Here is an 18,280-nt window from a genome sequence, read left to right on the forward strand (position 1 = left end):
GCGCGAAACCGGAAGTGACGGCGCCGCACCTTCCGCTTCGCGCAGTTCCCCGCGCCCCTGGATAGTGCAACTTCAGGCGAGCTGCACAGCTGCCCCGCGCAGTTCCCCGCGCCCCTGGTCCGTACATGGTGCGCCCTGGGTTCCCTACCCCGGCGGGAGCCGCTCAGCGGCCGAGCGGGAGCTCCAGTTCGGCCCAGACCACCTTGCCGTCCTTGGTCGCCCGGGCGCCCCAGCGGTGCGCCAGCTCGCTCACCAGGTGCATGCCCCGGCCGCCCTCGTCCTCCTCGGCGGAGCTCCGCAGCCGTGGCGCCTGCGCGCCCGAGTCGGCGACCTCCAGGGTCAGGGTGCGGTCGCGGAACAGCCGCAGGCGGCGCGGCGCCTCCGCGTGCAGCAGGGCGTTGGTGACCAGCTCGCTGACCATCAGTTCGGCGAAGTCGGAGAGCCCGGACAGGCCCCACGCGGCCAGCGTGCGGCGGGTGAACCGGCGGGCCAGGCCGGGGATCGGCCCGTCGCCGTTGAGCGGGAGGGTGGCGATCCGGTCCTCGGGGACGGGCAGCGCCCGCGCCATGATCATGGCGATGTCGTCCTCGGTGCCGTCGGTCACCAGCTCGGCGAGCACCGCGTCGCAGCTCTCCTCCAACGTCCGGGTGGCGCCCGCGAGGGTGCGGCAGAGCAACCCGATGCCGTGGTCGAGGTCGCGGCCCCGGCGCTCGACCAGGCCGTCGGTGTAGAGCACCACCATCGCGCCCTCGGGCAGGGTGAACTCGGTGCTCTCGAAGGCGACCCCGCCGACTCCCAGCGGCACCCCCGGCGGCAGGTCCACCGTCCGCGAGGTCCCGTCGGGAGCGACCCAGACCGGCGGCAGGTGCCCGGCGGCGGCGACCGTACAGGTCCGGTCGACCGGGTCGTACACCGCGCAGATGCAGGTCGCGAACTGCCCCTCGCCGATGCCCATCGCGGTCTCGTCCAACCGGGTGAGCACCTGCTCGGGCGGCATGTCCAGGGTGGCCAGGGTCCGCGCGACCGTCCGCAGCTGGCCCATCGTGGCGGCGGCCCGGATGCCGTGCCCCATCACGTCGCCGACCACCAGCGCCACCCGCCCGCAGGAGAGCGGCACCACGTCGAACCAGTCGCCCCCGACCTCGCTGACCACACTGCTCGGCAGGTAGCGGTAGGCGATCTCCAGCCCGAGCGTGCGGTGGATCTCCTGCGGCAGCAGGCTGCGTTGCAGCGTCAGCGCGGTCTCCCGCTCGCGGCGGTAGAGCCGCGCGTTGTCCAGCGCGATCGCCGTCCGCGCGACCAGTTCCTCGGCGAGCGCCACGTCGGCCGTGTTGAACGCGTCCGGGTTGCGGGTCCGGACGAACTCCGCGCCGCCCAGCACCATGCCCCGCGCCATGACCGGCACCATCAGGTACGAGTGGATGCCGGCCGCGACCCCCCGCCCGACCCGGTGCTCGTCCTGGACCAGCGCCGACAGCACCTCCCGGTCCACGTGCGGCCGCACCAGCGGGCGGCCGCTGCGCAGGCACTCGGTGTAGACCCGGCGCGAGTCGTACTCGGAGGTCTCTCCCACCGCGTCGGCCGTCGTCGTCAGCCCCGCCTCGTAGGCCTCGCCGACGGCCACCGCGCGCAGCTTCACCCCGCGGTCGGGCGAGAGTTCGGCGGGCTCCTCGCCGCGCAGCACCGGCTCCAGCAGGTCGACGGTCGCGAAGTCGGCGAACCGCGGGACGACCGCCTCGACCAGCTCCTCGGCGGTGCGCTGGAGGTCCAGGGTGGTACCGATCCCGGCGGTCGCCTCGGCCAGCACCGCGAGCCGCTCCTGCGCCCGGGCGGCGCGGGCCTCCGCCTGGAAGCGCTCGGAGACGTCGATGATCGAGGAGCTGACGCCGAGGATCCGCCCGGCCGGGTCCTCCAGCCGGAAGTACGAGGCCGACCAGGCCCGGTCCCGGCGCGGGTCGCCCGGGGTGCGGCCGTGCGAGCGGGCGTCCACCACGGGCCGTCCGGTGGCCAGCACCTGCCGCATCACCGCCTCGATCTCGGCGCTGTTGATGCCCGGCAGCACGGCGCTGATCCGGCGGCCCAGGTGGTCGGCGACCGGGATGCCGTTGATCCGGGCGAGCGCGTTGTTCAGCCGGACGTAGCGCAGCTCGGTGTCGTAGACGGCCATCCCGATCGGGGACTGGCTGAAGAAGCCGTTCAGGACGGCCAGGTCACCCTCCACGTCGGCGAGCGCCTTCAGGTCGGAGGCGGTGCCGAGCACCAGCCGGCTGCCACCCGGACCGGCGATCGGGTACGAGCGGAAGTCCAGCTCCACCCGGTGCCCGTCCCGGTGCCGCACGGCGAACACGCCGGACCACGGCCGGCCGGCCGTGATCCGCCCGAACAGCTCCAGCACCTCGGGCCGCTCCGCCTCCGGGACCAGCAGCTGCGCCAACCGGGCGCCGACGGCCTCGGCGGCGGCATAGCCGGTCAACGCCTCGGCGTCCTCGCTCCAGTGCAGCACCCGGCCCTCGTCGTCCACCAGGACGGTGGCCATCGGCACCAGCCGGTGGCCCTCCAGGCGCGACGAAGCGGCGCCTGCCGCCCCTGTGCGGCCGGCACCGTCGGGATCGGGCCTCTGGATTCCGTGCATGGTCAGGACATCACCTGCCAGGTACCTTTCCCGGTCGGGGCCGGGCGAATCCGGCTCACACCAGACTGCACGGCCGCACGCGGCACGGCGACTCCTCGCACCGGCGGGTCGGCGAGCAATTCCCCGGTGCCCGTACCGACCGGGCGGAACCGGCGGAGGGCCCCGTTGAGACGCCCGTCCAAGGGCAGGATCTTCCCATGACCACAGAACCGCGCTACCTCCTCGACAACCGCCGGGACGAGGCCGGGGAGCGCTTCGCCGCGATCTCGGCCCTCTTCGACCCGGTGACCTTCCGGCACGTCGACCGGCTCGGGGTGGGCGCGGGCTGGGCCTGCTGGGAGGTCGGCGCGGGCGGGCCGTCCGTCCCGAACGGGCTGGCCGAGCGGGTCGGGCCGACCGGGCGGGTGCTCGCCACCGACCTGGACACCCGCTGGCTGGACGGCACGGTCGATCCCCTGGTCGAGACGGCCCGCCACGACGTGGCGGCCGACGCGCCGCCCGCCGGCCCGTTCGACCTGGTGCACGCGCGCCTGGTCCTGGTGCACGTCGCCGACCGGGCCGCCGCCCTGCGGAACCTGGTCGCGAGCCTGCGACCGGGGGGCTGGCTGCTGCTGGAGGACGCCGACCCCGCGCTCCAGCCGCTCAGCGCCCCGGACGAGCACGGGCCGGCCGAACGGCTCGCCAACCACCTGCGCAACGGCTTCCGCACCCTGCTCGCCCAGCGCGGGGCCGAGCTCGGCTACGGCCGGACCCTGCCCCGGCTGCTGCGCGGTGCGGGCCTGGCGGACGTCCAGGCCGACGGGTTCTTCCCGGTCACCTCCCCGGCCTGCCGCACCCTGGAGGCCGCGACCGTCCGGCAGCTCCGCGCCGAACTCCTCGCCCAGGGGCTGGCCACCGAGGCCGAGATCGAGGAGCACCTCGCCAACGTCGCCGCCGGGAACCTCGACCTGACCACCGCCCCCATGATCTCCGCCTGGGGCCGCCGCCCCTGAGGCCCGGGCCGGTGGTCGCGTGCCGGCCGCGACAGGCCCTAGGACCTGTCGTCGGCGCGCGCGAGCACCGCGTCCAGGATGCGGGCCCACTCGCGGACCACGCCCGCGCGGCGCGGGCCGTCGTCGGTGAGCAGGTTGGCCAGGCCCAGGCCCCGGGCCATGTCCATGGTGGCCTGGACGGTCTCCCGGACGCCCGGGATGCCCTCGTCGGCGCCCAGGAACTCCACCGCCGCCCGGTGCGACTCCCGGCCGACGTGGTTCTCCAGCGCGACGATCCGGGTCCGCAGCGGCTCCTCGGTCGCGGCCGCCACCCACAGGTGCAGCGCGGCCCGGAACAGCGGGCCGGTGTAGAGGCGGACGATCAGCTCCACCACCGCCGCCGTCCGCTCCGGCCCGGCGGGCGGCAGCTCGCCGGTGTCGACCCGGACGGCGGCCAGGCGTTCGGCGGTGACGTGCTCCACGGCGGCGGTGAACAGGTCCTCGCGGGTCGGGAAGTGGTGCTGCGCCGCACCGCGCGTCACCCCGGCGCGCTCCGCCACCACCGCCACCGTGCTCCCGTTCCAGCCGAGTTCGGCCAGGCACTCCACCGCCGCCTCCAACAGCCTGCGGCGGGTGGCGCGGCTGCGGCTCTGCTGCGGGGTGCGGGAGGCGGCGTGGGTGGTCATGGCTGCTTTCGGGTGGTCGTACGCGGTAGGGTCCGATCCTCTCAGAACGGCGGGGAGTGCCTGGTCAGCGGGCCCGGTCGCGCAGCTCGCGGCGCAGGATCTTGCCGCTGGCGGACTTGGGCACGGCCGCCAGGAACTCCACCGCCCGGACCTTCTTGTACGGCGCGACCTGGCCGGCCACGTACGCCGTCACCTCCTCCTCGGTCAGCACGCTGCCGGGCACCCGGACCACGTACGCCTTGGGGCGCTCCACGCCGTCGCCGTCCGTCACGCCGATCACGGCGGCGTCGGCGATCTGCGGGTGGGCCAGCAGCAGGGCCTCCAGCTCGGCCGGGGCCACCTGGTAGCCCTTGTACTTGATCAGCTCCTTCACCCGGTCGACGACGAACAGGTAGCCGCGCTCGTCGACGTAGCCGACGTCGCCGGTGTGCAGCCAGCCGTCCGCGTCGATCATCGCGTCGGTCTCGGACTCCCGGCCGAAGTAGCCGCGCATCACCTGCGGCCCCCGGAAGACCAGTTCGCCGCGCTCGCCGACGCCCAGCTCCGTCCCGGGGTCGTCCAGCGACAGCACCCGCAGCTCGGTGGAGGCGATCATCCGGCCGACCGTCCCGCGCGGCGGGTCGAGGTCGTCCTGCGGCAGGACGTGGGTGACGGGCGACAGTTCGGTCATGCCGTAGCCCTGGTGCACCCGGGGCAGGCCGAGGCGGCGGGCGCAGGCGTCGGCGAGGTCGGCGTCCAGCGGCGCGGCCGCGCTGAGCAGGTAGCGGAGCGAGGACAGGTCGTACTGGTCCACCAGCGGGTGCTTGGCCAGCGCCAGCACGATCGGCGGGGCGGCGAAGATGCCCTCGATGCGCTGCTCCTGGATCGTACGCAGGAACTGCTCCAGGTCGAACCGCGGCAGCACCACGACGGTGGCACCGGCCCGCAGCGGCTGGTTCAGCAGGGCCGTGAGGCCGAAGATGTGGAAGAACGGAAGGACCGCCAGTATGCGTTCGCCGACCGCCGGGCGGTACACCGCGTCGGTCTGCAGCAGGTTCCCGCAGATGTTGCGGTGGCTGAGCATCACCCCCTTGGGCAGCCCCGTCGTCCCGCTGGAGTACGGCAGCACCGCGATGTCGGCCGCCGGGTCGAAGGACAGCCCGGGTTCGGGGGCGGTGGAGGCCAGCAGGTCGGCCAGTGAGCGGTGCCGGTCGCTGGCGTCGCAGACGAAGACCTCCCGGACCGGCCGGCCCTCCGCCGCGAGGACGGCGGCCGCCTCGGTGGCCACCGGCAGGAAGGGCGAGACGGTGATGATCCAGCGGGCCCCGCTGTCGCGCAACTGCCCGGCCAGCTCGCCGGCGGTGGCCAGCGAGCTGACGGGGGTGACGGTCGCTCCGGCCCGGGTGGCGCCGTAGAAGGCCACCGGGTACGCGAGGGAGTTCGGGCTGTGCAGCGCGACCACGTCACCCTTACGGACACCCGCCTCGGCCAGCCCCGCGGCCACCCGCCGGACATCCGCGTCGAGCTCGGCGTAACTGACGGACCGTCCGGTGACACCGTCGATCAGCGCCGGGGTGTCCGGGTGCAGCGCCGCCGTACCGAGCACCTCCTCGTGGATCGGCAGGTCGAGCGGTTCGATGTCGGGGTAGTCGCTGCGGAACACCATGTACGCCTCCGGGGGTTCGAGGTGGTGCGGATCCTCCTGCGGGTGTCCCACCGCTCGGGTCGGAGCAGCACGCGGCGTCGGGAGCCCGCGTCCTGCACCCGGCGGGGACGGTGGGACAGACCCTAGGACGACGGGGCCCGCGTGGACCAGAGGGCGGAGGCCGCGGTCAGTACGACCTGGGCAGGCCCAGGGTGTGCTGCGCCACGTAGTTGAGGATCATCTCGCGGCTGACCGGCGCGACCCGCCCGACCCGGGTGGCCGTCAGCAGCGCCGCCAGCCCGTACTCCTGGGTCAGGCCGTTGCCGCCGAGGGTCTGCACCGCCTGGTCGACGGTACGGCAAGCCGCCTCTCCGGCAGCGTACTTGGCCATGTTGGCGGCTTCACCGGCGGCCACGTCGTCGCCTGCGTCGTACAGGTGGGCGGCCTTCTGCATCATCAGCCGGGCCAGCTCGACCTCGATCGCGCACTGCGCGAGCGGGTGGGCCAGGCCCTGGTGCGCGCCGATCGGGGTGTCCCAGACCTTCCGCGTCTTCGCGTACTCGACGGCGGTGGCCAGCGCCTGCCGGGCGATGCCGAGCGAGAAGGCGGCGGTCATGATGCGCTCGGGGTTGAGCCCCGCGAAGAGTTGCAGCAGACCGGCGTTCTCGTCCCCGACCAGCGCGTCGGCGGGGAGCCGGACGTCGTCCAGGAAGACCTGGAACTGCCGCTCGGCGGTGACGAGTTCCATCGGGATGGGCTGGTACTCGAAGCCGGGGGTGTCGCGCGGGACGATGAACAGGGCGGGCTTGAGCTTGCCGGTGGTGGCGTCCTCGGTGCGCCCGACGAAGAGCACGGCGTCGGCCCGGTCGACGCCGGAGATGAACACCTTCCGGCCGGTGAGCAGCCAGTCCTCGCCGTCGCGGCGGGCGACGGTGGTGATCCGGTGCGAGTTGGACCCGGCGTCGGGCTCGGTGATGCCGAAGGCCATCCGGCGGGTGCCGTCGGCGAGTCCGGGCAGCCACTGCTGCTTCTGCTGCTCGGTGCCGAACCGGGCTATCACCGTGCCGCAGATCGCCGGGGAGACGATCAGCATCAGCAACGGGCAGCCTGCGGTGCCGAGTTCCTCCAGCACGATGGAGAGCTCGGCGATGCCCGCTCCCCCGCCGCCGTACTCGGTGGGGAGGTTGACGCCGAGGTAGCCGAGCTTGCCGGCCTCGGCCCAGAGTTCGTCGGTGGCCTCCCCCGCTCGGGCCTTGGCCTGGAAGTACGCGGGGCCGTAGCGGCGGGCGAGGTCGCCGACCGCTCGGCGCAGCGCCTGGCGCTCGGTGGACTCGATCAAGGGGCTGGACATCAGGGTGGTCCTTTCCTTGCCTGGGTGCTCGGGGGTGTGTCAGGTGAGCGGTTGGACGACCGCGAGCAGGGCACCGAGTTCGACCTGCTGGCCCTGGGCGACGCGGAGTTCGGCGAGCACGCCGTCCGCCGGGGCGCAGACCCGGTGCTCCATCTTCATCGCCTCCAGCCAGAGCAGCGGCTGGCCCGCGGTGACGGTGTCGCCGACGGCGACCACCGTCCGCACGACGGTGCCGGGCATCGGCGCGAGCAGTGCGCCGGGGTCGGTCTGGGCGGCGGGGTCGGGGAAGCGGTCGACGGCGGTGAGGGTGACCGGGCCGAGTGCGGAGTCGACGTGCACGGTGGAGCCGTAGGCGGCGACGTCGAAGCTGCGGGTGAGGCCGGCGGTACGGAGGGTGACGCGGTCCGGGCGGGCCGCGAGCAGCTCGGTGTCGGGGTGGGCTTCGGCGCGCAGGCCGTCCCTGGTGAGGCGGTAGCGGACTTCGTACGTGGTGCCTTCGGCGTCGCGGTACAGCCTCAGTTGGGACTGCGAGGGCAGGTTGCGCCAGCCGGACGGGAGCGCGCCCCGGCGGCCGGCGGCGTCGGCGAGGGCGGCCGCGAGGGCGGCGAGCGGGGCGTTCTTCCCGGTTTCGGCGCCTGGTCCGCCGCCGGGCCCGGCGCCGAGTTCGGCGGCGTGCTCGGCGAGGAAGCCGGTGTGCAGGCGGGCGTCCAGGAAGGCGGGGTGGCGCAGCGCGGCCACGAGCAGGGCGCGGTTGGTGACCAGGCCGTGGATCCGGGCCCGGCCGAGGGCGTCGGCGAGGCGGCGGGCGGCGGCGGCGCGGGTGGGCGCCCAGGCGATCACCTTGGCGAGCATGGCGTCGTAGTGGATGCCGACGGCGCTGCCGCTGTGCACGCCGGAGTCGAGGCGCAGCCCGGTGTCCTGCGAGCCGACGCCGAACTCCACCTGTACGCCGGGGATTTCGAGGAGGTGGAGGGTGCCGGTCTGCGGCTGCCAGTCGCGGGCCGGGTCCTCGGCGTAGAGCCGGGCCTCGATGGCGTGGCCGCGCGGTGCGGGCTGCTCGGCGGGCAGCCGTTCGCCTTCGGCGACCCGCAGTTGCAGGGCGACCAGGTCGAGCCCGGTGACGCATTCGGTGACGGGGTGCTCGACCTGGAGGCGGGTGTTCATCTCCAGGAAGAAGAACCGTCCGTCGGGGGCGAGCAGGAACTCGGCGGTGCCGGCGCCGGTGTAGCCGATGGCGCGGGCGGCCGCGACGGCGGCGCGGTGCAGTTCGGTGCGGGACTCGTGGTCGAGCCCGGGCGCCGGAGCCTCCTCGATCACCTTCTGGTGGCGCCGCTGGAGCGAGCAGTCCCGCTCCCCGAGTGCCCAGACCGTGCCGTGGGTGTCCGCCATCAGCTGGACCTCGACGTGGCGGCCGCTCGGCAGATAGGGCTCGCAGAACACCTCGTCCGACCCGAAGGCCTTCGCCGCCTCGGCCCGGGCCGCCGCCAACGCGGCGGGCAGTTCGGCGAGTTCGCGTACCACTCGCATGCCGCGCCCGCCGCCGCCGGCCGCCGCCTTGACCAGCAGCGGCAGGTCCGCCTCGGTGGGTTCGGCGCCGACGGACAGCACCGGGACGCCGGCCGCGGCCATCAGCCGCTTGGCCTCGGTCTTGGAGCCCATCGCGGCGATAGCGGCGGGCGGCGGACCGATCCAGAGCAGCCCGGCCGCCTCGACGGCGCGCGCGAACTCGGCGTTCTCGGAGAGGAATCCGTAGCCCGGGTGGACGGCGTCGGCGCCGGCCTGGAGCGCGGCCCGGACGATTCTGTCCGCGCGCAGGTAGGTGTCGGCGGGGGTGGCGCCCGGCAGGTGGACGGCGGTGTCGGCCTCGTGGACGTGCGGGGAGTCCGCGTCCGGGTCGGAGTACACCGCGACGGTGGCGATGCCCAGGTCGCGGCAGGTGCGGAAGACCCGGCGGGCGATCTCGCCCCGGTTCGCCACCAGCAGTGATGTGATCATGTGTCAGTCAGCCCCTACTCCTACCGCCGGCTGTACAGCCGGCTCTGCCGCCCGGTCCACCGCCAGATCCGCCGTCGTCCTACATCCGGAACACGCCGTAGCCGCGCGCGCCCTCGACCGGGGCGTTGTGGATCGCGGAGAGGCAGATGCCCAGCACCGTGCGGGTGTCGCGCGGGTCGATGACCCCGTCGTCGTAGAGCCGGCCGGAGAGGAAGACCGGCAGCGACTCCGCCTCGATCTGCTGCTCGACCATCGCCCGGATCGCGGCGTCGGCGTCCTCGTCGTACGGCTGCCCCTTCGCCGCCGCCGACTGGCGCGCGACGATCGACAGCACCCCGGCCAGCTGCTGCGGGCCCATCACGGCGGACTTGGCGCTCGGCCAGGCGAACAGGAAGCGCGGGTCGTAGGCCCGCCCGCACATCCCGTAGTGCCCGGCGCCGTACGAGGCGCCCATCAGCACGGACAGGTGTGGGACGGTGCTGTTGGCGACCGCGTTGATCATCATCGCGCCGTGCTTGATGATGCCGCCCTGCTCGTAGGCCTGGCCGACCATGTAGCCGGTGGTGTTGTGCAGGAAGACCAGCGGGATGTCGCGCTGGTTGGCCAACTGGATGAACTGGGCGGCCTTCTGCGACTCGGCGCTGAACAGCACGCCCTGCGCGTTGGCCAGGATGCCGACCGGGTACCCGTGCAGGCTCGCCCAGCCGGTGACCAGGCTGGTGCCGTAGCGGGGCTTGAACTCGTCGAAGTCGGAGCCGTCGACGATCCGGGCGATCACCTCGCGCGGGTCGAACGGCACCTTGAGGTCGCCGGGGACGATGCCGAGCAGTTCGTTTTCGTCGTACTTCGGCGGCGCGGCCAGCGCGTCCGGGTCCGGGTCCGGGCCGGGCTTGCGCCAGTGCAGGCGGTGCACGATCCGGCGGGCGATCCGCAGGGCGTCGGGCTCGTCGAGGGCGAGGTGGTCGGCGAGGCCGGAGGTGCGGGCGTGCATGTCGGCCCCGCCCAGCGACTCGTCGTCGGACTCCTCCCCGGTCGCCATCTTCACCAGCGGCGGCCCGCCGAGGAACACCTTCGCCCGGTCCTTGACCATCACGGTGTGGTCGGACATGCCCGGCACGTACGCGCCGCCGGCCGTGGAGTTGCCGAACACCACGGCCACGGTGGGGATTCCGGCGGCGGAGAGCCGGGTGAGGTCACGGAACAGCGCGCCGCCGGGGATGAAGATCTCCTTCTGGCTGGGCAGGTCGGCGCCGCCCGACTCGACCAGGTTGACCAGCGGGAGGCGGTTCCTCAGCGCGATCTCGTTCGCCCGCAGCGCCTTGCGCAGTGTCCACGGGTTGCTGGCGCCGCCGCGCACGGTCGGGTCGTTGGCGGTGATCACGCACTCGGTGCCCTCGATCACGCCGATCCCGGTGACCATCGCAGCGCCGACCGGGTAGTCGCTGCCCCAGGCGGCGAGCGGGGAGAGTTCGAGGAACGGCGAGTCCGGGTCGATCAGCAGCTCGATCCGCTCGCGCGGCAGCAGCTTGCCCCGACTGCGGTGGCGCTCCACGTACTTGGGACCGCCACCGGCCAGTGCCTTGGCGTGTTCGGTGTCCAGGGCGGCCAGCTTGTCGAGCATCGCGGCGCGGTGCTCGGCGTACTCGGGGCCGGCCGGGTCGAGGCGGGTGGGGAGAACGGTCACAGCAGGACCTCCGGGATGTCGAGGTGCCGGGCACGGAGCCACTCCCCCAGCGCCTTGGCCTGCGGGTCGAAGCGTTCCTGAGCGGCGACGCCCTGGCCGAGCAGCCCGGTGAGGGTGAAGTTGACGGCCCGCAGCTGCGGGAGCAGCTGCCGGGAGACGGCCAACCCGGCTGTCTCGGGCAGGAGTTCGCGGAGCAGCTCGGCGGTGAGGGTGTGGGCCAGCCAGCGCCAGCCGTCCTCGGTCCGGGCCCAGACGCCGAGGTTGGCGTCGCCGCCCTTGTCGCCGCTCCGGGCCCCGGCCACCAGGCCGAGCGGCACCCGGCGGGTCGGTCCGGGCGTGAGGGGCTCGGGCAGCGGCGGCTGCTCGGCGGGCACCAGCTCGCGGGTGATGTCGGGCGCCGGGATCGCCACGGTGGCGCCGTCCGGCAGCACGGCCGTGTGGCCGACCGCGCGCGCCTCGACGTACGCGGCCTCGAAGACGCCGTAGGGCGTCCCCGGGCCGGGCAGCGCGCTGAGATGGAAGCCGGGGTAGCTCGCCAGGCCGAGTTCGACCGCCGCCGTGCCGACGGCCCGTCCGACGACTTTCTGGTCCGGGTCCTTGACGGCCAGCCGGAGCAGGGCGGAGGCCGTCTCCTCGGTGGCGGCGTCGCCGTGGTCGGTCCTGGCCAGCGTCCAGCGGACCTCGGCGGGGGCCGGGTCCAGCGCGGCCGCGAGCTGGGTCCGGACCAGCGCGGCCTTGGCCTCGATGTCGAGGCCGGTGAGGACGAAGACGACCTCGTTGCGCCAGCCGCCGATCCGGTTCAGGCCGACCTTGAGGGCGGGCGGCGGGGCCTCACCGTGGACGCCGTCGATCCGGACCCGGTCGGGGCCGTCCTGGGTCAGCCGGACGGTGTCGAGCCGGGCCGTCACGTCGGGGCCGGCGTAGCGGGATCCACCGGTCTCGTACAGGAGTTGGGCCGTGACGGTCTCGGTGGTGACGGCGCCGCCGGTGCCGGGGTGCTTGGTGATGACGCTGCTGCCGTCGGCGTGCAGCTCGACGATCGGGAAGCCGGGGCGGGTCACGTCGTGCTCGCGGAAGAATGCGTAGTTGCCGCCGGTCGCCTGGGCGCCGCACTCCAGCACGTGCCCGGCCACCACCGCACCCGCGAGGGCGTCCAAGTCCCCCGGGCCCCAGCCGAAGTGGGCGGCGGCGGGCCCCGCGACCAGCGCCGCGTCGGTGACCCGTCCGGTCACTACGATCTCGGCGCCGCCGCGCAGGCACTCGGCGATCCCCCAGGCCCCCAGGTAGGCGTTGGCCGCGAGCAGGCCGCCCGGCAGCCCGAACTCCTCGGCCCGGGGCAGCAGATCGTCCCCCACGACGTGTCCCACCCGGACGGCGATGCCCTGCTTGTCCGCCAACTCGCCGATCGCCTCGGCCAGTCGGCCGGGGTTCAGCCCGCCGGCGTTGACCACGATCCGCACGCCACGGTCCACGGCGAGACCGAGGCACTCCTCCAACTGGCCCAGGAAGGTCTTGGCATAGCCGAGCCGGGGGTCCTTCAACCGGTCCCGGGCCAGGATCAGCATGGTCAGCTCGGCCAGGTAGTCCCCGGTGAGCACGTCCAGCGGCCCCCCGGTGAGCATCTCCCGGAAAGCGGCGAACCTGTCGCCGTAGAACCCTGACGCATTGCCGATCCGCAGCACCGCACGCCTCCCCAGCCGCCCGCCTTCGGGCAGCAGCCTGGCACCGGGCCGGAAATAAAGCAAGCATGCATGCTTGTTTCCGGCCGCCGGCCCCCTCGACTACGAGGACTGCCCCTGTTGTCCGTTCTCCCGTGACCTGTCGGGTTCTCAGCAGACCTGGCGTCCGATCCGGCGAGTTCTCATGTGACCTGGCGATGGCTTGCCTGCCGCCTTGGCCGGCTGGCCGGAGCCTGTGAAGCCTCACGGACTTTGGCCGCCCACCGGCGAAATCCGCTGGTGGCCGGGCCAGGAGCACGGGATGCTCTGCGCTGATGAACGACTTCACGTATGCCGACCCGTCCAGCCTCCATGGGCAGCTCCAGCGTGGCCGCGGCATCGGGGCCACCCGCGCGCTCAGCGACCCCGGCGTCGCCGCCGACCTCGTGTACGCGTGCGCCGTCACCGACAGCCGCTGGGACCGGCAGACCGAGCACCGCTCCAGCTACCTCGCCCGGCTGATCCACCGGCTGGACCTGCCGCTGGATCCGATCGAGCGGTACGTCTTCGACTACGACGGGGACGACGCCGACGGGATCGAGCCGACCCTCCGAATCCTCACGGAGCTGCCGCTGCTCGGCCGGTTCGACGCCGTACCGGTCCTGCGCCGCTACGCCGTCGAGGGGCGGCACTGGGCCGACGGCCTGGAGACGATCGCGTACAGCGACGCCTGGGAGCAGCTCCCGAAGCTCTGGACCGGACTCGACGCGGACATCCTCGCGCGACGCGGCGACGCCGAACTCGGGGCCGCGATCGACGAGAAGTCGGCCCCGTGGACTTCCTGGGCCCAAGCTTGGCCACGAGTCCGGCGCTTCCTCGATGGCGGCACGGACAGCGGCCCCGCACCCGTCCGGCCCGACCTCTCCGACACCGGCACGACCGACCTGCACCGGCTGGTCGCCGCACGCCCCGGACGCGGCAGGCAGCTGGCGTTGCGGGAGTTGGGGCGGCGCGGCGACCTCGTCGTCCTCGACATGGCCGAGGACGCCGGCCTGCGCAACGCCGCCGGAGGGACGCCAGGCATCGCCCAGGCCCTGCGGCACCTGGGCAGCGCGGCCGTCCCCCGGGCCCGCGCGTGGAGCGTCAGCGGCGATGACTTCCTCGAATGGCTCGCCGTCGAAGTCCTCTCCGGGTGCGGCGAGTCCGAGGACAGCCCGTACCTGCTCAACGCCTTCACCACCGCCGCGGCCGAGGGCTCCTGGTGCGCGACAGAGTCCCCCGCCAAGGGGCTCGGGCGGCTCCGCATCGCCGGGGCAACCGATGTCCTGGTGCACGCCTGGGAGTCGACCGTCCACTCCTACGCCCGCGAGGCGCTCCTCGAAGGCCTGCGCGGCTGCGCGCCCCAGCCGGTGGCGGACGGCTTCACCGAGGAGGCGATCGACGACTGCGAACCCCGAGTTCAGGAAGCCGCCTGCGCCCACGCCCCCGACACGGCATCCGCCCGAGCCCGCCTCGACGCACTCCGCGCCGACCCGCTCGCGACCGAGCTGCACGACAAGGCCCGTCAGCGGTCCACCCGTCCCACGAGCACAGGAGAGGCCTGATGATCCCATCTGCCGAGGCCTGCGACTCAAAGGCCTCGCCAGTCACAGGAAATAGCACCTTGGCCTCACGCCGGTCTGATCTCGCTCACCATGCACTCATGTGCTGTCGCAGACTCAACAAGGCCACCTGATGGCCCCGTCAAGGAGACCCAATCACCTGGTTTTGTCAGCGCTACGCGGGACCATGCTCGTGTGGCCTCACACGGTACCGGGCACGGCGGCCTGCTCGGCCTCACGCATCCATCCAGACCCGCAGCGTCTCGTCGTTGACGCCCAGGTCCTTGGCCACCGGGGCGTACGTACGTCCCGTACTCGCGCGGTACAGCGCGACAGCATCGGCCTCGCTGATTCTGCGACGGTTGTCGTGCTGACCTGACCGGAGATCCGCATGTCGAGTACCACGCGCATGTGGCTGGAAGCATGAAACGGGTTGATCATTCCCAGCCGTGCTCGGCGTAGGTCCGGTTGTCCCACTCCGGGTGCTCTGTGGTGTAGGCATTCCAGCCCATGCGCTGGTAGTACAACGTCATCGCGTCGAAGTGGCTCGCGGCCTCGACGGTCCACACGAGCCGGGCATGTTCGGACAAGAGCGCACGAGCCCCGTCTCCGCGAGGCCCGGCCAGGCAGAACGTCTTTCCCTCGTCGCCTTCGTCCCACAGCTCGTGAAGCATTGCCTCAGGATAGGTCCCACGCGGCGCGGCGCGACCACATCGGCTGAACCGCGGTCGTCCCCGCCGTTCCAGTTGTTCTGCGTGCGCGCTCGCTCGGTTCCATGCGTCCCAGGGGAGCGGCCACGGACGCCGCGAGCCCGGAAATCCCCCGGGTCCTTGCTGCGTGAGCCGCTAGGTTGGTGCACGTGGAGTCGCGGGAGCAGAGGTATCGGTATGTGGGTCCGGCGGAGCTGAAGGCCCTCGTCCGGACGGGTGGTGAGGGTCGGAGCATCCGTTCGTCGGCGGACTTCGGCGAGTGGGTCTCTGCGCTGACCCTGGATGAGTTGGCCGAGCCGTTCACATTCGTCGTCGACGGCGGCACGGTGCTGCGACTGGCTCCGCGCCGCAGCGAGCATGTGGTGTGCGCCGGCGGCGGCGCGGTGCTGAGCGCCGGCGAGATGAGCTTCCGTACGGAGTCCGGGCGGTGGATGGTCGAGGCGGCCAGCAACCAGTCGACCGGCTACTGCCCTGATGTCAGCTCGTGGCCGGCCGTGGCCGCGGCCCTGGACCGGATCGGGGTCCACCGCCCGTCCGGGTTCACGCACGAGGTGGTCTTCCGCAGATGCCGCTCCTGCCGAGATCTCAACATCGTGCGGGAGGAGGACTTCGTCTGCGTCTTCTGCGGCGAGGATCTGCCGCGGGAGTGGAACATCAGGGAGCCCGGGTGACTGGTCGGACAGCGAAGATCGCATCGCTATGCGAGTGCGGCAGCACGGCAGTGCGACAGGTGAACCAGTTCATCCTTCACGACGAGTTGTGGTGGGACTCGGAGTTCTCCTGCGGGTCCTGCGGCACCCACGCGTGCGAACACGCTGGCCCAGGACCGGCGCCCGGCGATGTCCGGGAGGCTCTACTCGCGGCGCACGGACCCGTTCGGCTGCGGTTGGTCGGTCCGGTTCCCGGTCTCGTCCCGGCTTTGAAGGTCCTTCGAGAGGTCTCAGCAGTCTCGGTGCAACGGGCTCGTGAGCTGGTTGGGGAGCTGAGCCACGATGGCCTGCTGGGGACCTTGTCGGAGATGGAATTCCTCAAGGCCCGGCTGCAGCTGCGCGGGGTTCAGAGCGTGGTGGTGAACCGGTCTGTAGCTCGATGACCAGGAGCTTTCGGGTGGTCTCGGTGTCGGGGTGGCCGGTTGCGGGGAGTTGGCCTGGTCGTGGAGGTGCGGGATGCCGTCGGTGATCGCGTTGTTGGAGGTCCGGGAGGCTCGGGCCCGGGAGGACCTGGAGTCCTGGCTGGAGATGCTGCGGGAGGCCGAGGTTCAGGCGGAGGCAGCCCGTCAGCGGCTGGAGCATGCTCGGATCGCCCGCGAGGAGGTGGCACGGATGTTCGCCGAAGGGGCGGTCCCGGCCAGGGAGAGTGACGGGGCGTCACCGGCGCCGACCGTGGTGGGGGAACCCGTGCGTATGGCCGGGGCGGTGCCGGCGGGTCCGGTGTTGCGGGAGGGCTATGACGCCCGGCCGCCGGCCTGGCAGCCGGGGCTGGGAGTCGATGCGTTGTGCGGGGCCTATCGGCAGGTCTTTGAGACGGCGCCGGCCGCGTCGGGGCCGGTGACGGTGCAGGAGCTGACCCGGGCGCTGGGGCGGGATGCGGCGCGGTTGAACGAGGAGGAGAAGGTGCGTCATCGTGCCTATGCGCTCCAGGCGCGCGGCTGGCTCCTGGGTGAGCGGGGCCTGTTCAGCCCGGCCGCGGGTCCAGGCGCTGGGCCGGAACTCCGGCCAGTGCAGACGCTCGTTCGCCAGCTTCCGCGTCAGGGTGATGAGACCGGCCCACCACACCATCCGCGCCCCCTGGACCGCGGTCAGAGGCTCTTGATCTTCTCCTGGAAGAGCTTGTAGTCGATCACGCTGTCGGCTGCCGGCGCCTGGACGGTGACCGGCTTGTCGAAGGCGCTCAGGTTCAGCCGGCTGGGCGGGGAGACCGTCGTCTGCTCCAGCTCGACCACGTAGGGCACGCCGTCCGCGGCGATGTACACGGTGCTGGTCGAGCCGTCGGTGTCGGTCAGGGTGAGACTGACGGCCCTCACTCCGTTGGCGACGATGGCCCTGCCCTTGGTGACCTTGCCGTCGGGGCCGTTGTCCTTGGCGATGCCGTTGACCATGTCGCACATCCCGGCCGCCTCCTTGAGATCCGGGTCGTTCTGGTCACCGGTCAGGTAGTGGTCCTTGAACTGCTGCGCGACAGCGGCCCCGACCTGAGCATCGCCCAGCTGGGTGCCGAGGTCCTTCCAGTACGTGGCGTCGGGCTTGATCCAGGTCTGCGCGCCGTGGCGCAGGATGTCGATCTGGCCTCCGGAGATCCTGGCCCAACCGGCGCAGTTGCCCTGCTTGTCCGCAGCGAGGCTCAGCGAGAAGACCTTTCCGTCGACCGCGAGGTTGCCGTCGACCTTGAACGAGGTCACCGCAGCCATCGCGGCATGTGCCCGCTTCATGATCTCGTCGGCGCCGAGTGTGCTGATGTCGACCTCCGGCGACGCCGCTGGAGTGGTACCGGTGGCGACGGGAGCGGCGGCCCGGTCGTTCTTGGTGCCGGCGCAGGAGGTGACGCCCACCGCCAGTGCCGCGCAGAGTATCGCCGTGGGCACAAGCCTCTTGGAGGGCATGGTTGTTTCCTTCGTACTGAGGGGGATTCGCCGCACTCCGGCTGGGCGGCACGCGGCGGTGGTGATCATTATCCTGATCACCCTGAGCTGCGGAAACCTATTTTGACCGTGTGTTACTGGTTCGTGTCAAGAGAGATGATCCCAAGCCCGAGCGGTCGCCTCGGTGGCGGCCACCCCCCGTGCTTCGCACGTCGTGGTCGATCACGAAACCACAACCTGACCAACGCCGCGAGGCAGCCAGCACGATCACGGCAATGACCGGACCAGCACGTCCACGGCCAGGCCCCGCTTACAGTCCGGCGCCTTCTTCGCCGCGTCTTTCCCGGTCACGACAGTCGGCACCCCGACGGGCGCGTGGACGATCTGGGTATCCCCGCCCATTCCGCATCCGTCATGTCGGACGGGTAGTGCGGCGCACGCCGCCCCGCCGCGATCGCTCCGTACTGGTGAACGCAGCAGTCACACGCCAGAGTGTCCGAAGTGGCGCCGGTCGGCACGGAGATGGCGAACTGATACAGCAACGGGCCTCCTGGGCCGGAGGGTTGGTCTCGACAACCGCACTCCTACCAAGAGGCCCGTTCGTCTACGCCCGCCCAGCGGCCAGCACGAACGTTCGAGGCCTCAACGAACCGGCCCCACCGAACACCGCCCGGTTCACCACCACGCTCTCACCTTGATTTTTATGCAGTCGTCGTGGCTTTGGCCTTGTGGGCTTCGAGTGTGAGTTCGCGTTTGACGGTCTTGCCGACGTCGTAGCGGGGTGCCGGCA

At 72.4% G+C, this 18,280-nt stretch carries 13 protein-coding genes; 4 read left to right on the plus strand and 9 right to left on the minus strand.

What is annotated here, in order from left to right:
- Nucleotides 1-163: 163 nt before the first annotated feature.
- Entirely contained in the window at nt 164-2,632 is a 2,469-nt protein-coding gene (locus ABD330_RS28620; protein ID WP_344468936.1) for a SpoIIE family protein phosphatase, read from the minus strand.
- A gap of 197 nt (nt 2,633-2,829) precedes the next feature.
- Here ABD330_RS28620 and ABD330_RS28625 point away from each other — a divergent pair, with 197 nt between their 5' ends.
- On the plus strand, nt 2,830-3,624 hold the full coding sequence (locus ABD330_RS28625; RefSeq protein ID WP_344468937.1) for a methyltransferase domain-containing protein: 795 nt from the start codon (nt 2,830-2,832) through the stop codon (nt 3,622-3,624).
- A gap of 38 nt (nt 3,625-3,662) precedes the next feature.
- Here ABD330_RS28625 and ABD330_RS28630 read toward each other — a convergent pair whose 3' ends face one another.
- The 6 genes from ABD330_RS28630 to ABD330_RS28655 all read right to left on the minus strand — a co-directional run bounded on the left by ABD330_RS28630 (nt 3,663) and on the right by ABD330_RS28655 (nt 12,625).
- On the minus strand, nt 3,663-4,289 hold the full coding sequence (locus ABD330_RS28630; RefSeq protein WP_344468939.1) for a TetR/AcrR family transcriptional regulator: 627 nt from the start codon (nt 4,287-4,289) through the stop codon (nt 3,663-3,665).
- 64 nt (nt 4,290-4,353) lie between these two features.
- Nucleotides 4,354-5,934 carry an AMP-binding protein gene (locus ABD330_RS28635; protein WP_344468957.1) on the minus strand — a complete coding sequence of 527 codons (1,581 nt, stop codon included), beginning with the start codon at nt 5,932-5,934 and terminating at the stop codon, nt 4,354-4,356.
- Nucleotides 5,935-6,100: 166 nt separating this feature from the next.
- Nucleotides 6,101-7,264, minus strand: a complete 1,164-nt coding sequence (locus ABD330_RS28640; RefSeq protein ID WP_344468941.1) for an acyl-CoA dehydrogenase family protein — start codon at nt 7,262-7,264, stop codon at nt 6,101-6,103.
- A 39-nt stretch (nt 7,265-7,303) separates the two neighbouring features.
- Nucleotides 7,304-9,259, minus strand: coding sequence for an acetyl/propionyl/methylcrotonyl-CoA carboxylase subunit alpha (locus ABD330_RS28645; protein ID WP_344468943.1), 1,956 nt, complete (start codon nt 9,257-9,259; stop codon nt 7,304-7,306).
- A 79-nt stretch (nt 9,260-9,338) separates the two neighbouring features.
- Nucleotides 9,339-10,943, minus strand: coding sequence for an acyl-CoA carboxylase subunit beta (locus ABD330_RS28650; RefSeq protein ID WP_344468945.1), 1,605 nt, complete (start codon nt 10,941-10,943; stop codon nt 9,339-9,341).
- Nucleotides 10,940-12,625 carry an acyclic terpene utilization AtuA family protein gene (locus tag ABD330_RS28655; RefSeq protein ID WP_344468959.1) on the minus strand — a complete coding sequence of 562 codons (1,686 nt, stop codon included), beginning with the start codon at nt 12,623-12,625 and terminating at the stop codon, nt 10,940-10,942. Before ABD330_RS28655 ends, ABD330_RS28650 begins: the two co-directional genes overlap by 4 nt.
- Before the next feature lie 311 nt (nt 12,626-12,936).
- On the opposite strand from ABD330_RS28655, the gene ABD330_RS28660 reads away from it, so the two are divergent.
- Nucleotides 12,937-14,205: a hypothetical protein gene (locus tag ABD330_RS28660; protein WP_344468947.1), complete on the plus strand. Its 1,269-nt coding sequence runs from the start codon at nt 12,937-12,939 to the stop codon at nt 14,203-14,205.
- Between the two features lie 434 nt (nt 14,206-14,639).
- Here ABD330_RS28660 and ABD330_RS28665 read toward each other — a convergent pair whose 3' ends face one another.
- Nucleotides 14,640-14,876, minus strand: coding sequence for a hypothetical protein (locus ABD330_RS28665; RefSeq protein ID WP_344468949.1), 237 nt, complete (start codon nt 14,874-14,876; stop codon nt 14,640-14,642).
- 185 nt (nt 14,877-15,061) lie between these two features.
- Here ABD330_RS28665 and ABD330_RS28670 point away from each other — a divergent pair, with 185 nt between their 5' ends.
- Together ABD330_RS28670 and ABD330_RS28675 are read left to right on the plus strand one after the other, a co-directional pair.
- Nucleotides 15,062-15,583 carry a hypothetical protein gene (locus tag ABD330_RS28670; protein WP_344468951.1) on the plus strand — a complete coding sequence of 174 codons (522 nt, stop codon included), beginning with the start codon at nt 15,062-15,064 and terminating at the stop codon, nt 15,581-15,583.
- A gap of 495 nt (nt 15,584-16,078) precedes the next feature.
- The gene (locus ABD330_RS28675) at nt 16,079-16,747 is read left to right on the plus strand and encodes a hypothetical protein (RefSeq protein ID WP_344468953.1); all 669 of its coding nucleotides are present in this window, start codon (nt 16,079-16,081) and stop codon (nt 16,745-16,747) included.
- Here ABD330_RS28675 and ABD330_RS28680 read toward each other — a convergent pair.
- The gene (locus tag ABD330_RS28680; RefSeq protein WP_344468955.1) at nt 16,711-17,511 is read right to left on the minus strand and encodes a hypothetical protein; all 801 of its coding nucleotides are present in this window, start codon (nt 17,509-17,511) and stop codon (nt 16,711-16,713) included. The genes ABD330_RS28675 and ABD330_RS28680 overlap by 37 nt on opposite strands.
- Nucleotides 17,512-18,280: the final 769 nt, after the last annotated feature.

It is taken from the genome of Kitasatospora kazusensis (assembly GCF_039529945.1).
In the GTDB taxonomy this organism is placed as follows: Bacteria; Actinomycetota; Actinomycetes; order Streptomycetales; family Streptomycetaceae; genus Kitasatospora; species Kitasatospora kazusensis.

What these genes read in the sequence shown, in the direction of transcription:
- ABD330_RS28620 (WP_344468936.1), bottom strand. Translation starts at nt 2,632, where the DNA reads ATGCACGGAATCCAGAGGCCCGATCCCGACGGTGCCGGCCGCACAGGG.
- ABD330_RS28625 (WP_344468937.1), top strand. Translation starts at nt 2,830, where the DNA reads ATGACCACAGAACCGCGCTACCTCCTCGACAACCGCCGGGACGAGGCC.
- ABD330_RS28630 (WP_344468939.1), bottom strand. Translation starts at nt 4,289, where the DNA reads ATGACCACCCACGCCGCCTCCCGCACCCCGCAGCAGAGCCGCAGCCGC.
- ABD330_RS28635 (WP_344468957.1), bottom strand. Translation starts at nt 5,934, where the DNA reads ATGGTGTTCCGCAGCGACTACCCCGACATCGAACCGCTCGACCTGCCG.
- ABD330_RS28640 (WP_344468941.1), bottom strand. Translation starts at nt 7,264, where the DNA reads ATGTCCAGCCCCTTGATCGAGTCCACCGAGCGCCAGGCGCTGCGCCGA.
- ABD330_RS28645 (WP_344468943.1), bottom strand. Translation starts at nt 9,259, where the DNA reads ATGATCACATCACTGCTGGTGGCGAACCGGGGCGAGATCGCCCGCCGG.
- ABD330_RS28660 (WP_344468947.1), top strand. Translation starts at nt 12,937, where the DNA reads ATGAACGACTTCACGTATGCCGACCCGTCCAGCCTCCATGGGCAGCTC.
- ABD330_RS28665 (WP_344468949.1), bottom strand. Translation starts at nt 14,876, where the DNA reads ATGCTTCACGAGCTGTGGGACGAAGGCGACGAGGGAAAGACGTTCTGC.
- ABD330_RS28675 (WP_344468953.1), top strand. Translation starts at nt 16,079, where the DNA reads ATGCCGTCGGTGATCGCGTTGTTGGAGGTCCGGGAGGCTCGGGCCCGG.
- ABD330_RS28680 (WP_344468955.1), bottom strand. Translation starts at nt 17,511, where the DNA reads ATGCCCTCCAAGAGGCTTGTGCCCACGGCGATACTCTGCGCGGCACTG.